The following is a 15,055-nucleotide window of genomic DNA, read 5'->3' as shown; positions in this document are numbered from 1 at the left end:
AATGCATCTTTTTTATCATTTTTCACTTTTCTTATGTCACCATTCTTGTTACAATTAGTAATGAGTGGATTAAGGATACATACTTCAAATGTATCTTTAAGAAAGTGGAAAAGAGTAAGATGGTATACGCCAGTAGATTCCATGAAAATGCCAGTTTTCATGTTAAACTCTTCTTCCACTTTTTTTATTTGATCTACTAGGTAATCAAAACCATTTCTACTATGCATAATCTTAAAAGGCTTTCTATAAATTTCACCGTCAGGTGCTAGTATAGCAACTACTGAGAAGTCTGCTGATACATCAATTCCAACTGTTGGTCTATAAAAAAATTTACTCATATATATTATCTCCTTTACTTATGAGATAGAATAGATATTCCATTTCTATCAGTAATTTTGTAACCTTGTTTGTGACACAGGTAATTCCCGAAGGGAAACCTAACCAGCTAAACACAGAATTCTCACTGATGGAATGATACTCTCTTCTACGGGTAATAATGACTCGATAGAGTCACTTCCCAGGTAAGAACCATCTATCTTCTATTCAAGAGATATTATATCAAAATATTTAACTGTATAGGTTTCAATTTAGATTTAATAGAAAACTTAATCTAGATATGAAATGAACGCCCTATCGGGCAGAAATAATTAGAACGATAATAAAAAGATTTGTTGTAATGTTCGTTAGAATAATAGATAGTTTTCTATTGAATGTTATGACTACATTATACAAGGTAAGAAGTAAGAACTAAAAGGTTAAAATTCATAGAGAATTTCTTAAATTTATATTTTATGGGACTTTGGCACTAAGAATAATTTATACAATACATTGTATATAAATTCCTTAATACGGCAGTCCCAAAAGGAGTTAGTCAATAGCTGCTAAATTAATTGAAAAAGTGTTTAAATGTGTTAAAATATACTCATACAGAAAGGTGTGAGTATATGAAATATATAACAAATTATAAACCAAAAGATTTTGCTGAATTATTGAATATATCAGTAAAAACATTGCAACGTTGGGATAGAGAAGATATACTCAAAGCAAAGCGTACTCCAACTAATCGAAGATACTATACTTATGACCAATATTTAGAGTTCAAAGGATTGAAAAATAATGTAGATAGAAAGATAGTTATATATACAAGGGTATCTACTAATAATCAAAAAGATGATTTAGTTAATCAAATTGAATTCCTAAAAAATTTTGTAAATGCTAAAGGTATTATCGCTGATGAAGTTATTAAAGATATAGGAAGTGGACTAAACTATAATCGTAAAAAATGGAATAAGCTTTTAGATGAATGTATGGAAAATAAGATAGATTCTATATTCATTACTCATAAAGATAGATTTATACGATTTGGTTATTCATGGTTTGAAAGATTTTTAGGTAAATTTAATACTAAAATAATAGTAGTGAATAATGAAAGTCTTTCACCACAAGAAGAGTTAGTTCAAGACATTATATCAATACTTCACGGTTTTAGTTGTAGAATATACGGTTTTAGAAAGTATAAGAAAAAGATTAAGGAGGATCAAGAAATTGCTAAGAGCGTACAAAACAGAAATACACCCAACGGAAGAACAGAAAAAGAAGATTAATCAAAGTATTGGTGTTTGCAGATGGCTATATAATCAATATTTAGCTAAAAACCAAGAATTGTATAAGCAGTTTAAAGAAGACTTGATTTCTAAAAAAGAAGCAATGTTAAGTGCAAATAACTTTGATAAATATATAAACAACGAAGTTAAAGTTTTAGAAGAATATAATTGGATAAACTTATGTGGCTCAAAGGCTCGTAAAAAAGCTATCTGTAATGCTGAAACTGCATATAAAAGATTCTTCACTGGTAAATCTAAGTTTCCAAGGTTCAAGAAAAAAAATAAATCTGATGTTAAATTATATTTTCCTAAGAATAATTTAACAGATTGGAAAATAGAAAGACATAGGATTAACATACCAACTCTAAAATGGATTAGGATAAAAGAATTTGGATATATACCTATTAATTCAAAAGTTGTTAGTGGTACAGTATCAAAGAAAGCTGATAGATATTTTGTATCAGTAATAGTTGAAGAAAAACTAACAATTGAAAATAAATCTTATACAGAAGGAATAGGTATAGACCTTGGACTTAAAGAGTTTGCAGTTATCTCTAATGGTATTCATAAAAAGAATATTAATAAAACTGCTAATGTTAAGGAGATAGAAAAGAAACTAAAACGTGAGCAAAGAAAGCTTTCAAGGAAATATGAGAGCTTGAAATTAAGAAATAAAAAAGAGAAAGGAGAAGCTACTCGTCAAAATATCCAAAAGCAAATAGTTAAGGTACAGAGAGTTCATCAAAGATTATCTAACATTAGAACTGATTATATTAATAAAACAATAAATGAAATAGTTAAGCAAAAACCAAGCTATATAACTATTGAAGATTTAAATGTTAGAGGGATGATAAAAAATAAGCATTTATCTAAAGCAGTAGCACAGCAAAAATTCTATGAATTTAGAGTTAAACTTGAATATAAATGTAAACTAAATGAAATTGAATTAAGGATTGTTGATAGATTCTACCCTTCAAGTAAAACTTGTAGTTGCTGTGGAGCATATAAGAAAGATTTAAAACTATCTGATAGAATATACAAATGTAGTAATTGTAATGCTTCTATAGATAGAGATTATAATGCTTCAATTAATTTAGAAAATGCAAAAATATACGAAGTTGCATAATCAAGCAATCGTATATATGTACCCAAGGCTATTTGGGGAATTAACGACTGTGGAGGTGCTATACAAACGAAAGTAGTATATTCTTATGAATTACAAAATCGAGTACGTTGAAGCAGTAATAATCTCGATATGGGTATATTTGTCCATATTTTGAGTAGCAGTGAATATTAAAATGTTAAGAGAAATTATGAAAAAGTACCGAGATAAAAATAACTATGACTTAAGCTGTTCAGAAACCATGGTTTATGCTGCTAATGAGGCTTATAATTTAAATTTAGATGAAAAAACCCTAAGAGCAATGGCTCCTTTCAGTGGCGGCATGTGGACAGAAAATGCCTGCGGTGCTCTTACTGGTTCACTAGCAGTTTTAGGAATTTTATTTACCGACAAAGTAGCTCACAACAGCGAACATTTAAAAGAATTAGTTATTGAGTTTCAAGAAAAATTTCAAGATAAACTAAAAAGCAAAATGTGTGTAGACCTTAAGCCCTTACATAGAACAGAAGAGGACGGCTGCAACTCTATAATGTATGAAGCTGCAGATATATTAGATGAAATCGTTACTAGAGAAATGAAAAAATAATAGAAATCTTGAATTATGAAATTTCTCCTCCATGACTGGCATAAGAGCTCGGAACAATAAATTTAGATGGTTCTTTTGCTTCTTATGCAAGTCATTACAGAGAAATTTCATAATTCAAGTAATTTAATACCTTTTGTAGATAATCATTTTGTGAAATATAAATAACCATAAAAACTGCGCCAAAAAATTAATATTCTCAAATTTTTTGCCGCAACTTTTATTTCTAGTTAGATATGTAAGCTATGTAGTACATTCAATAACAAAAGGTACTTTATATAAACTACTACCGACACAAGCAAGAGTGGTTTTCGAGCATTTTCTATAAAATTTGGAATAATCGCTATTACTTTTACTCCATAATTTCTATATTTCCATCATCTATTTCATATATAAAGTCACATAATTCTTCCATATGCTCTGCTATATGGCTTGTTAAAAGTATTGTTTTTCCCTTTTCTTTAAGTTCTAATAACTTTTCTTTTATAAGCTTTACTCCTTTTTTATCTAAACTATTCATAGGTTCATCTAGAATTAATATATCTGGATCTTCCATAATAGCCTGAGCAACTCCTAGCCTCTGCTTCATTCCTAAGGAATATTTTTTTACACTTTTATTGTCATGCGGATTTAAATTCACGTATTTTAAGGCCGCGTAAATTTCATTTTTTCCTATTTTCTTATTTATATCCGCTAAAAATTTTAAATTTTCAAAAGCGCTATAATTCGGAAGAAATCCTGGTTCTTCAATTAACATCCCTACATTTTCTGGAAAATCCACTTCTTTTCCTACTTCCTTACCATCTACCTTTATATAACCTGAGGATGGATTAATAAGTCCACAAATAGCTTTAAAAAGTATTGTCTTTCCAGAACCATTTATACCAACAAAACCATAGCATTTTCCCTTTTGAATTTTTAAGTTTATATCCTTAAGAACAATTCTATCCTTATACTTCTTTGAAAAATTTAATATTTCTATTATATATTCTTCCATAATTTTTTAGTAGAAGTTCTATAACTACCTTCTACTAAATTCACCCCCTACTTTCCTGTATAATTCAAATCACCATTTTACTTATTAAAATTCAAATCCTTTTACGTTTTACCCACAAATCCTATCAGTATCCCTTTTCTTAATTATTATCATCCCTATTATAAAATTTATGACTATAAATAATATTAGATATACCATAGAAAATTTTATACTAAAGCCATCAAAACCATTTCTAAATATATTATGCCGCCTTAACATTCCGTGGTTCAAAAGAGAAAATTTATTTATAAATGTATTTTTGGTAAATAGCACAGAAAAAAAGCATATCAATATACCCATAACACTAGCTATTTCTGAATTCCAAAATATGTAGTATAAATTGTTCATTAAAAGCATTAGTGAGATTATTGTAAGTATATTCATAATAAACATATACATAAGAAGTTCATACTGATTAAAACTATTGCCTAAGTAATTATATTCATTTACTAAAACATCTATATTCTTAAAGGCTTTAGGTCCCATTTTTACAAATATGGTTCCAAGACAGCTTACATATAGTACTAAATAATATTTAATAATAACTACAACATTAGCTACATTAAAAGCAATGAACCATTTAGCTTTACTCCTTACCCTTGGAAGTACCAATGTAGCACGCCTTTTAACCGTGTCATTAATACAAATATCTGTAAGGTATATAATTAAAATAGTTTGGACTGACCATACTAAAAATGTTGAAAAATCATTTACAAGATTAAAATTCTTATCTAACCCTCCGAAAACAAAAATTGCAATGTCACCAATGCAAAAGTTTTTTGAATGAGGAAAACTTAATATATTTAATTTTATATCAGTTATAGAAATAGCTACAATAACTATAAAAATTATATGTTTTTTATTATTAGTTCCTTTTAAATTTAAATTTATAAGTTTTTTAATCATAATCTCTCACAAGCTTTCTCCAAATTATTAAATCAACTAAAATTAATACTGCTAAAGCACAAAAATTCATAATAAGTGATTGTCCTATTGTAACCTTAGCAAATGAAAAATGTTTAAATCTGTGAAAAAACAAAATGGAGCATGTATGAACTCCTATATAATCACCTAACTTAAAGAATCCTTCTTTTAAATCAAATGAAACAGTTATAATGCTTATAACTATCCACACAAAAACAATCAAATTAGCTAGGTGTCTTTTGTCTATAAGGCTTTGGAGTACGTCCCTAAGTGTTACAAGCATAACAGCTGTGGTTGTAATCTCCAGAAAAGAAACTAAAAGAGCTTTCATTGGTGTTAATTCTAAAGTAAAATTACTTACATAAAACCTCCCCACAAGTTTAATACTTTCCTGTAGGTTTTGGCTTATAGAACTCCAATTACTGCTGTATCCAAAATAAGCATAGCTTATAAAAATTATTACCAAAAATATAGCTGCTGTAGACAATATGCATGTAATTATGCTAGCTACTAACCTAGAGCCTTTAAGTATACCCTTCTCCCTACTTCTAATTGCTATATAATTTGCATACTGGCCTTTTTTATATAAATTGCTTGTTATAACTATCATAATAGGAAAGTATAAATACACCACTAGTGAGGGATATGTTGTTAGTCTAAAAATACCATCCCAAAAATTTATATCATATCCACTTGCCACCTTATACATCTTTAAACTTCTAGTAAATTTATAAAAAACATAAGAAAATGCCATGAGGCATATAACAATTTTTTCTAAAATACCAGACATTTCTAAATTAATTTTAGTTAACCTTAACATCTTCTTGAATTTTTTACTCATATATATTCCTCTTTCTAGCCTTAAACATAAATAGAACTGCAAAAATAGCAGTAATGGCTATAAGTTCTATTATAATTTCACCTAAAGATATTTCGGGTACTACATGAAACTGGTTAATTAACATTGGGGAAAAATGATTTATATTCAGTGCACTAAAAATAGTGCTTACACCAATCCAAAATAAAAAAGGAAAAAGGGTTATTGCAATCTTATTCTTTATAAATGAAGACACTGCTAACGCAATTTGTGCATAGGCAAACCCAAACATAAAATTAATGAATATATGTATCATAATATATAATGGGAAATTACCAATTACCAGTTGAGCAAATATCCCTCCGTCGATACCCTTGCCAGAAAAATCATTAATACTCCCTTTAAAAAATATAGAAACGATTATTGAAGAAATAACCGTTGGAAGTGCCACTGCAAGTCCTCCAGCTATGCCGTTAACTAATACCTTTGTTTTTAGATACTTTTTGTGATTCACTCTAGCATCAATACATTTAATCATTCCAAATTCTTTATCCTCTAAATGTGATAAAGAAAAAGGAAACGCTGATAAAATTGGCATTGCAAATATATAAAAATACATTGTGCTAAACCAAACATCATATTTGTTAAGTGCTTTTGTCACCATGGCTCTTGCAGTTGCCTGAGCTTCAGGTGTATTTAAATCTGGAGCATTGTAATTAAAAAATATATATGGTTTTATTTCTTTGAATCCACTTAATAAGTGAATAGCTAGTCCCATTAAAATGATAACTAAAAACTTTTTACTCTTAATAGCCCTTTTCACCTCATTTATTAACATACTTTAACTCCTTCCATTAAAGTAGCTAATGCATTAAAACCTTTTAATACATTAGCTATACCTTGGATTTAATATAATACCTATTTGCTATTAATTTAAATGATTAATATATTTTTGTATTAACTTACCATTCAAATCTTCCATAAGACCATCTATATGCATTTTCCGCTACGGTGTTTTGACCTGCTACATAATATTGATACCCTCTAGACATACTATTACCAGTTAAAGTTACAGCTCCACCACCTTGCTTAGCAAGAACTCTATTTGTTCTAGGTTGTTTATTTGAATTTACAGCACATAACTTGGCATAATAAGATGGCCCACCTACTATACGTTCTAATGAAATACGAGGAGTAACATCATCATGTCTAATCATCATGTTTTTACCACCACCTTCTCCACCAGATATGCAAAACTTATTTAAAGTCATTCCCCAATGTTCGCCCCAGTTACTTGCTGCAAACACAGTATTTGCACTAAAAGAAATTGTAATTCCCATAAATAAAACTCCTGTTACTAACATTTTTTAAACTTATTCATTTTTTTACTTTACCCCCTTTTGTTTTTCTGATTATACTTAACTCAACTTTCGCATATAAATTTTAAGTCATACACTATACAAGGTAAGAAGTAATATGTAAAAAGTAAAGAGTATTTCTTACAAATTAATTACAAAAAACTCTTAGAGTTTTATCCTTAACTTTTACTTCTTAGCTCTTACCTATTACTTACCTGCAAATTTTATATTTTTATTTTATAACTGCAAAAGTTGATTACTTAATAAACAAGCTTGTTTACTTTATGATACCATATTATTAATTACTTTTTTGTCAAATACAGGGTTCCAAAAAAAAAAAAAAACGGTATGTTTTTACATATTACCGTTCTTTTTTTCATTAGTATATGCTATCAATTAACGTCTGTAAATAATATACATATATTTTCACTTTATAATAGATATAATTTAATTTCATCCAATAATGTAAATTATATTATATTTTCTTCCTCATCTAAAAACCTCTCACCTGCAGCCTTTATACCTATGGCTCCTAAAGGTGCTGTTATCAATATAGACAAAACTGCTATGGCGAGTATCACATCTCCTGAAGGCACACCCATGGATAAAGGAACTGCTCCCATGGCCGCTTGAACTGTAGCCTTAGGTGTATAAGCTATAACACAAAACACCTTTTCCTTTAAAGTTAAATTCGTTCCCATAAGTGAAATCCAAACCCCTATGCTTCTTCCCACAAGACCAAGTGCAATTATTAAAATTCCTATAGCACCAGCTTTTAAAGCTACAGCTATATTTACCGTTGCTCCCACTAGTACAAATAATAAAATTTGAGCAAAAATCCATATAAAACTGAAACACCTAGATAAAGTATCCCCTAGTCTAGTGTCCTTATTATTAATTATATACCCCAATGCCATTACTCCAAGAAGAGATGCTATCTCCACTTTGCCTTTAAGAATGGCCTCAATGGACACCATCAATATAGAAAATGCCAATACAATAAGAGTTTTTTTGGTATCATTAATATTGTTTTTTGCAAATAATATTAATAAAAATAAGCCAGTTATCACTCCTAAAACTATTCCAAGTATAATGGAAATAGGTATATTAAAAATCTTTAAAGCTATATTTACACTTTTTCCTCCGTAAAATCCTGCAAAGGTTGAAAATATAGTTATGGCAAATACGTCATCTATGGAAGCTCCTGCCAGTATAAGAATTGGAATGCCTTTTTTCATTCCCTTTCTTCTCTCTATGAAACCTATCATTTGCGGAACCACCACCGCTGGTGAAACTGCTGCAATAATAAACCCTAACATTCCCGCCTCTATAAATGGTATTTTTAATAATTTCCATGCTACAAAAGCTATGGTGAATCCTTCTAAAATTCCAGGTATACAACTTAGTTTAGCTGCTGGAACTCCTATTTTTTTAAGCTCCTCTTTAGTTATACCCAGCCCTGCTCTAAGTAAAATAACTATCAAAGCTATTTTTCTTAAATCCCCAGAAATATTCAACAAATTCGGAGATACAATATTAAATACATGTGGTCCAATAAGTATACCTAGAATTATCATTCCTAATAATCCCGGCAATTTCATCTTTTCGAAAATCCAATTTACTAAAAGACCTAATAATACTATAATTGCTATACTCTGAGCCATTTGCTTTCCCCCTTAATATTTTGATTTAAATTTATTTTTTAATATAACATACGCCCTGCATAATCTTTAATTTTCTTTAACATACTCACTTATTCTTAGATTTTCATTTTTGATAAATCGAAGCTACTTTTACTTTATAGTTTCTCAATTTATCATCAAAATATAAAAACTCCTACACCTTAAATTTATAAAGTGTAGGAGTCATCAGCATTTTAGCGGTTATGGCGGATCTCCATCGCCTGTTAATTACTATTTTATAGTATCATAACTAGTGAATTAACACAATAAAAAAGATTTAACAATTTTTAAAATGCATTAACTAATAATTTTTTGGTATACTCTTCCCTTGGGCTTTGGAATACTTTCACCACATTGCCTTGCTCTACTACTTTTCCCTCTGTCATAACCAGCACTCTGTCAGATATTTTTCTAGCTAAATACAAATCATGAGTTATATAAAGTATAGAAAATCCTTTTCTATTTTGAAGTTCTTTTAGTAATCTTGTTATATTAGCTTTAGTGGATGGATCCAGCATAGAACTTATTTCATCTGCTATTAATACTTTAGGCTCTAGTATTAAACTTCTAGCTATGGCTATTCTTTGCCTTTGACCGCCGCTTAATTCATTACATTTTTTATTTAAAAAATACTCCTCCTTAGGAAGTTGAACCTCTTCCAATAATTCCATGACTTTTCTCTTTCTATATTCCTTATCTCCATCTTTTAATATATCTAAAGGCTCCCTTATCACTTCTTCTACTGTTAGTTTTCCATTAGTTGAAGACAATGGGTCTTGAAATACCATTTGTATTCCTTTTTTCTTACAAGTTACATTATTCCCCTGTACTTCTTCTCCTTCAAAAATTACACTTCCTGAATCACCTTTCAAAAGTCCACACAATATCTTACCAAAGGTAGTTTTCCCTGAACCGGACTGCCCTATCAAACTAACTATTTCCCCGCTCCTTATTTTAACACTACAGCCTTTACAAGCTTCTACAGGATTCTCCTTATGCATGTAGGTTTTCTTCACATCTTTAGCTTCCAATAAAGTGATTATTCCACCCCTATTGCAAGCCACTTTTCTATTTTTACCTACACTTTTTAGGGTTGGTCTACAACTACAGCATTGCTCTTTCCTTTGATTGCATCTGCTATAAAATACACAAGCTGAATCTTTTCCTTCTTCACAAACTCCTCTTATACCCCATAAATCTTGATAGACGTTTAGCTCTAAAGAAGAATATATAAGGCCTCTAGTGTAGGTATGAGCAGGCTCATCTAATATTTCTTTAGCTATTCCCTCTTCTAATACATTTCCTCTATACAAAACCTCTATTTTACTACATAAGGTGTTAATTACAGATAAATCATGAGATATTACTATCATAGAAAATCCCTTTTCCTTTTGAAGCTTCCCTATTAAATTAACTATTTCATTTTTACTTACAGGATCTAAAGCTGTGGTAGGCTCATCTACTAATAAAAGTTCAGGGTCACAAGCAAGAGCCATGGCTATAAGCACTCTTTGACGCATACCTCCTGAAAGCATATGAGGATATTTCTTTCCCCAATGAGACTGAAGTCCAACCATTTTTAACAGTTCCTCTGACTTTCTATAGGCTTCTAATTTGCTTATATTTTGATGTTCTATAATACTCTCTGCAATTTGGGTGTTTATGTCTAAAACGGGATTCAGTATATCCAAGCTATTTTGAAATACCATAGATACTTTATTCCATCTATAAAAATTAAGTTCCCTGTCATTTAATGAATTCAAATCCGTATCTTCATATAAAATTTCACCTTTAGTATCTGCCTTATCCTTTAAAAGTCCCATGACAGCTAAAGCAATAGAACTTTTGCCACTACCGGATTCACCTATTATCCCCAAAGTCTCACCTTTTTTTACCTGGAAACTAACCTTAGAAACCGCCTCTACGCCTCCATGATATGTGACAAATAAATCTTTTACTTCTAAAATATTTTCCATAAAAACCCCACCTTAAATTTTTTCTATTTCTCTGCCTAAAAAAGCTATACTCATAACTGTAACTGTTATAGCCACCAATGGACTTACTATCCACCACTTCCAATACTCAGTGAAGTATATACCTTGGAAACCCATGGCATGGTTAAGTATTATTCCCCAACTTTTTGAGTTAGGATCTCCTAGTCCTAAAAATGAAAGAGAAGCTTCTGCTATAATGGCCTTATTTACTAATTTTATTATGCTAACCATAAGTACTGGAAATACTTCTCTCAATATATGTCTTTTAGTTATGTGATAAAAACCTCCCCCGTAACTTTTAGCTGCAATTATATAGTCTTCTTTAGTTACAGACATAACCTTAGCTCGTACTATCCTTGCGGGCGTTGTCCATGAAAATAAACCGAGCACTATAATAATATTGAAGATGCTTGGACCAAAAAATGCCCCTATTATTATCATTAAAGGAAGATCCGGAAGAATTATCATAATATCTGTTATTCTCATAAGTATCCTGTCAACTATACCACCATAATATCCACATATGATTCCAATTATTCCACCACCGACTCCTGCCAATAATGCTGTGCCAAAACCAACTATAATGCTTATTCTTGTTCCAATACATATTTGAGCCCATAGGTCTATTCCCAAATCATCTGTTCCCAAAATATGTGCCTTGGTAGGAGCTTCAAGAGCTGCCCCTGATGGAATATTATAAGGATGTTTGCTTAAAACCGGTGCAAATATACCAATGATTAATAATAAAATAAGTATTCCTAAAGATATTTTTCCTGAAGTAGACATATTAAGTCTTTTACTTTCTCTTATTCCTAAAGTTTTTCTACTTGTGCCTATATATTTTCTTTTTATCTCTATACACTTTCTTTTTACTACAGATAATTTATTAATCTCCATGCTATTCACCTAATTCACATTCATTCTTGGGTCTAACTTTTTGCAAACTATATCTGAAAGAAAATTACTTATAAGTACCAATAGTGTAACCAATATAAATATTCCTTGAATTAATGGATAATCCCTCACAAAAACCGCCTCTTTCATAAGCTTTCCTACACCTGGATATTGAAATACATTTTCTACAAGAATAGCTCCTCCTATCATAGCTCCAAGACTTAGAAATATTCTAGTTATTATAGGGAAAATAGCATTTCTAAGTGCATGTCTGAAAACTATAGTTCTCTTTCTAAGTCCTTTACCCTTTGCCGTTTGTATATAATCCTTTGAAAGCACTGATATAGTGGAATTTCTAGATAGTAAATAAAATCCACCTAGATTTGAAATAGTTAAAGTTAACACTGGCAAAAATCCATGATGAACTATATCCTTAATTTGTGCATATTTATTTGGATACTCAGCGAAACTTTCTGTTGCACCAGCTAAAGGAAATAGACCATATTTGGCTGCCAATATAAAAAGAAAAAGCGTTCCCACTAAAAATGGGGGTATTTCTGAAAATCCTAGCATAATAAAATAGAGGATTCCGTCTCCCCTTTTATTTTTGTACCAAGCAGATATGCAGCCTAAAATACAACCAATAACTGCACTTAAAAATGTAGAAATTAAAACTAATCCCACAGTCCATCCTATTCTGCTTTTTATTATATTTAAAACTTGATCATTATAATAAATGCTGTATCCTAAATTTCCTTTAAAAGTATCCTTAATATATTTAGCATATTGCTCTGGCAAAGGTTTATCTAATCCATAGTAAGCCTTGTATTTCTCTATTTGTGCCTCAGTGTAAGTTATGGTTACATCCCCCTCATCTGAAGACAAAAAAGTGAAGGGGTCCCCAGGCATAAGCCTAGGGATCATAAAATTAAAAGTCAACACGCAGAAGAATGTTAATATATATCCCATTATTTTTTTATTGCAGTTTTTTTTCCTCATAAAAACCCACTCTTTCTTAAAAAAACGCCAATAGCTCTCAATGATCTCTATTAATATCTAAAAATACTCAAAAATCAGTCCCCATATAAAACTTCCTAGGGGACTGACCCCTTACTATTTATCTCTCTTTAAATAAGATAATTTGCAATGTTCTAAACAATGGTGATCAAATGTACACATCCATCCATCATATTTTTCTGGCTTATATACAGTATAGCCTGTGGTGTTGTATATAGGTATAACTGGCACTTCTTCGCTTATTAATTCTTGTAATTTAAATACAGTATCTTTTCTTTCCTTTTCATCAAACTGCACTGCTTGTTTTTCACATAACTCATTTACTTCTTTATTTGAATATCCTGGTATACCTGAGAAAGTTGTAGTTTTTCCTGAAGCAAACATTCCTCTAAGTTGGTCAGCATCGCCTCCCCAACCACCATAACCTATAAGACATAATTGATAGTCACCTTTTTTAACCGCTGCGTCTCTAGTTTTACCATCTACGCTTTTAACCTTCAACTCTATTCCTGATTTCTCCATACTTATTTTCATAAGTTCAGCTATTCTAATCTCAGGTTTTGAATTTCCTATTAACAATTCAAAGGATAGTTTTTTATCCTTTAAAAGTTCCTTTGCTTTATTTGTGTTAAAGTCATAGTTTTTAACGTTTTTGTTGTACCATATGTGGTCCTGTGGTAAATATCCTGCGCTGGCAGGAACTGCTGCTCCTCTGGCAACCTTTTCAATCAATTCCTTCTTGTCTATAGAATAAGCCATAGCTTGTCTAACTTCTTTTTCTTTTAGTTCTGGACATTTTTCCATATTTAATGATAACTTATATCCCCAGAAAGCTGGTGCCTTAAATATTTTATATTCTTTCTTATTTTCATATCTTTTTACTACGTCTGCAGATGGAGAAAACTGATCTATATCACCTTTTTCAAAGGCTAACACTGGGTCACTTACAGGCACAAATTGAATTTCTCCTACAGCAGCTTTTCCTCTCCAGTAATCTTTAAATGCTTTAAATTTGTATGAACCTGCTTCTTTGTTGTATTCTTCGCATATATAAGGTCCGCACCCTATAAGTGATTCTTTTTCATTAAAGTTCTTTGGATCCTTAACATTTTCCCATATATGCTTTGGTATTATTCTCACATCACCTAATTTTTGTAATAGAGTTACATTAGGCTTATTAACAGCTATTTTTACACTGTCACCATCTACTACCTCTATACTCTTTATTATGCTTGTTCCTTTACCTTTTCCACCAGCTAAAGAATAACTTACTGGTGGATTCTTCTCAAAATACTCAAAGGAGAACTTAACATCCTCTGGAGTTAATTCTTTTCCATCCTGCCACTTAACTCCCTTTCTTATTTTAAATACGTATTCCTTTCCTTCCTTTTCTACTTTCCAACTTTCAGCAAGCCATGGTATTATGCCTTTTTCATCCTTTTCTATAAGACCATCAAACACTAATCTCATCTTAAAAGATCCTGGTCCTCTTTGGTAATGCTTGTATGGATTAGGAGCACCCCAATCTCCTCCTGCAAGCTTTATTACATCTGCCTCTTTTTTTCCTTGAATTTTATCTCCCTTAGCTACTGTGCTCTTTGAAGCATCACTACCTTTTTTTGCTGCAGTTGATCCGCATCCAGCAGCAGTAAAAATAACTGTTCCTGCCAACACTAAAGTCAATAACTTGCTTTTTAACTTTTTATTCATCTCCTACATCCTTCCTCAAATAATTTAAATGTTTACTCAACTTTCTCACATAAATTCAAATTCTACATAAAATAAATAACTAGTTTTAATTACCAATTATTATTTTATAACTACAAAAGTTGAATTAACGGTAACTTCCCCTTATTAAATCTAAATAATGAATTGCTTACAATATTTTTTATTAATTACTTAACTTCTGCAAAATAAAAAGTTGAATTGGTACTATTACCAAAAAATAAATATGGCACGCTGACTTTTTCCGTGTAAAATATAAGTTACAACACAAATATTACCCGGAGGTGGTCAGTATGCC

The 15,055-nt window shown here is 30.6% G+C and carries 14 protein-coding genes and 1 riboswitch; of the genes, 3 read left to right on the top strand and 11 right to left on the bottom strand.

The features are described from left to right. A partial coding sequence (locus FGK85_RS12270; RefSeq protein ID WP_138207045.1) for an IS110 family transposase occupies nucleotides 1-338 on the bottom strand: 338 nt, incomplete at its 3' end. A gap of 615 nt (nucleotides 339-953) precedes the next feature. On the opposite strand from FGK85_RS12270, the gene FGK85_RS12265 reads away from it, so the two are divergent. From FGK85_RS12265 to FGK85_RS12255, 3 genes are all read left to right on the top strand, one after another. Then, nucleotides 954-1,604 (top strand): IS607 family transposase, encoded by a 651-nt coding sequence (locus FGK85_RS12265; protein ID WP_138207051.1) that lies wholly within the window; start codon nucleotides 954-956, stop codon nucleotides 1,602-1,604. Beyond that, nucleotides 1,546-2,730 (top strand): RNA-guided endonuclease InsQ/TnpB family protein, encoded by a 1,185-nt coding sequence (locus FGK85_RS12260; protein WP_138207043.1) that lies wholly within the window; start codon nucleotides 1,546-1,548, stop codon nucleotides 2,728-2,730. Before FGK85_RS12265 ends, FGK85_RS12260 begins: the two co-directional genes overlap by 59 nt. Before the next feature lie 187 nt (nucleotides 2,731-2,917). Then, nucleotides 2,918-3,313, top strand: coding sequence for a C-GCAxxG-C-C family (seleno)protein (locus tag FGK85_RS12255; protein WP_243122873.1), 396 nt, complete (start codon nucleotides 2,918-2,920; stop codon nucleotides 3,311-3,313). A 349-nt stretch (nucleotides 3,314-3,662) separates the two neighbouring features. On the opposite strand, the gene FGK85_RS12250 is transcribed toward FGK85_RS12255, so the two are convergent. The 10 genes from FGK85_RS12250 to FGK85_RS12205 all read right to left on the bottom strand — a co-directional run bounded on the left by FGK85_RS12250 (nucleotide 3,663) and on the right by FGK85_RS12205 (nucleotide 14,742). After that, complete coding sequence (locus tag FGK85_RS12250) at nucleotides 3,663-4,307, bottom strand: ATP-binding cassette domain-containing protein (RefSeq protein WP_138207039.1); 645 nt, start codon at nucleotides 4,305-4,307, stop codon at nucleotides 3,663-3,665. 108 nt (nucleotides 4,308-4,415) lie between these two features. Then, nucleotides 4,416-5,252: a hypothetical protein gene (locus FGK85_RS12245; protein WP_138207037.1), complete on the bottom strand. Its 837-nt coding sequence runs from the start codon at nucleotides 5,250-5,252 to the stop codon at nucleotides 4,416-4,418. Next, nucleotides 5,245-6,111 carry a hypothetical protein gene (locus FGK85_RS12240; protein ID WP_138207035.1) on the bottom strand — a complete coding sequence of 289 codons (867 nt, stop codon included), beginning with the start codon at nucleotides 6,109-6,111 and terminating at the stop codon, nucleotides 5,245-5,247. Before FGK85_RS12240 ends, FGK85_RS12245 begins: the two co-directional genes overlap by 8 nt. Continuing rightward, entirely contained in the window at nucleotides 6,104-6,925 is an 822-nt protein-coding gene (locus FGK85_RS12235; RefSeq protein ID WP_138207033.1) for a hypothetical protein, read from the bottom strand. The genes FGK85_RS12240 and FGK85_RS12235 overlap by 8 nt, the downstream gene beginning before the upstream one ends. A 124-nt stretch (nucleotides 6,926-7,049) precedes the next feature. Further along, nucleotides 7,050-7,427 (bottom strand): hypothetical protein, encoded by a 378-nt coding sequence (locus tag FGK85_RS12230; protein ID WP_138207031.1) that lies wholly within the window; start codon nucleotides 7,425-7,427, stop codon nucleotides 7,050-7,052. 488 nt (nucleotides 7,428-7,915) lie between these two features. Further along, nucleotides 7,916-9,109 carry a cation:proton antiporter gene (locus FGK85_RS12225; protein WP_138207029.1) on the bottom strand — a complete coding sequence of 398 codons (1,194 nt, stop codon included), beginning with the start codon at nucleotides 9,107-9,109 and terminating at the stop codon, nucleotides 7,916-7,918. Nucleotides 9,110-9,297: 188 nt separating this feature from the next. Next, nucleotides 9,298-9,358: riboswitch (Fluoride riboswitch) on the bottom strand. Nucleotides 9,359-9,414: 56 nt separating this feature from the next. Then, a complete protein-coding gene (locus tag FGK85_RS12220) occupies nucleotides 9,415-11,103 on the bottom strand; it encodes an ABC transporter ATP-binding protein (protein WP_138207027.1) in 1,689 nt (562 codons plus the stop codon). Between the two features lie 12 nt (nucleotides 11,104-11,115). After that, nucleotides 11,116-11,907 (bottom strand): ABC transporter permease, encoded by a 792-nt coding sequence (locus FGK85_RS12215; RefSeq protein WP_138207049.1) that lies wholly within the window; start codon nucleotides 11,905-11,907, stop codon nucleotides 11,116-11,118. Nucleotides 11,908-12,027: 120 nt separating this feature from the next. Continuing rightward, the gene (locus FGK85_RS12210) at nucleotides 12,028-13,014 is read right to left on the bottom strand and encodes an ABC transporter permease (protein WP_171011417.1); all 987 of its coding nucleotides are present in this window, start codon (nucleotides 13,012-13,014) and stop codon (nucleotides 12,028-12,030) included. Nucleotides 13,015-13,128: 114 nt separating this feature from the next. Next, on the bottom strand, nucleotides 13,129-14,742 hold the full coding sequence (locus FGK85_RS12205; protein ID WP_171011416.1) for an ABC transporter substrate-binding protein: 1,614 nt from the start codon (nucleotides 14,740-14,742) through the stop codon (nucleotides 13,129-13,131). Between the last annotated feature and the right edge of the window lie 313 nt (nucleotides 14,743-15,055).

This window comes from Haloimpatiens lingqiaonensis (genome assembly GCF_901447495.1).
GTDB lineage: Bacteria > Bacillota > Clostridia > Clostridiales > Clostridiaceae > Haloimpatiens > Haloimpatiens lingqiaonensis.
The sequence above is the reverse complement of the archived record's forward strand: the minus strand, read 5'-3'. Positions and strand labels throughout refer to the sequence as shown.

Bases quoted from the DNA above. Each gene is read 5' to 3' on its own strand.
- FGK85_RS12230 (WP_138207031.1), bottom strand. From the start codon at position 7,427: ATGGGAATTACAATTTCTTTTAGTGCAAATACTGTGTTTGCAGCAAGT.
- FGK85_RS12240 (WP_138207035.1), bottom strand. From the start codon at position 6,111: ATGAGTAAAAAATTCAAGAAGATGTTAAGGTTAACTAAAATTAATTTA.
- FGK85_RS12235 (WP_138207033.1), bottom strand. From the start codon at position 6,925: ATGTTAATAAATGAGGTGAAAAGGGCTATTAAGAGTAAAAAGTTTTTA.
- FGK85_RS12220 (WP_138207027.1), bottom strand. From the start codon at position 11,103: ATGGAAAATATTTTAGAAGTAAAAGATTTATTTGTCACATATCATGGA.
- FGK85_RS12255 (WP_243122873.1), top strand. From the start codon at position 2,918: ATGAAAAAGTACCGAGATAAAAATAACTATGACTTAAGCTGTTCAGAA.
- FGK85_RS12215 (WP_138207049.1), bottom strand. From the start codon at position 11,907: ATGTCTACTTCAGGAAAAATATCTTTAGGAATACTTATTTTATTATTA.
- FGK85_RS12245 (WP_138207037.1), bottom strand. From the start codon at position 5,252: ATGATTAAAAAACTTATAAATTTAAATTTAAAAGGAACTAATAATAAA.
- FGK85_RS12210 (WP_171011417.1), bottom strand. From the start codon at position 13,014: ATGAGGAAAAAAAACTGCAATAAAAAAATAATGGGATATATATTAACA.
- FGK85_RS12250 (WP_138207039.1), bottom strand. From the start codon at position 4,307: ATGGAAGAATATATAATAGAAATATTAAATTTTTCAAAGAAGTATAAG.
- FGK85_RS12225 (WP_138207029.1), bottom strand. From the start codon at position 9,109: ATGGCTCAGAGTATAGCAATTATAGTATTATTAGGTCTTTTAGTAAAT.
- FGK85_RS12205 (WP_171011416.1), bottom strand. From the start codon at position 14,742: ATGAATAAAAAGTTAAAAAGCAAGTTATTGACTTTAGTGTTGGCAGGA.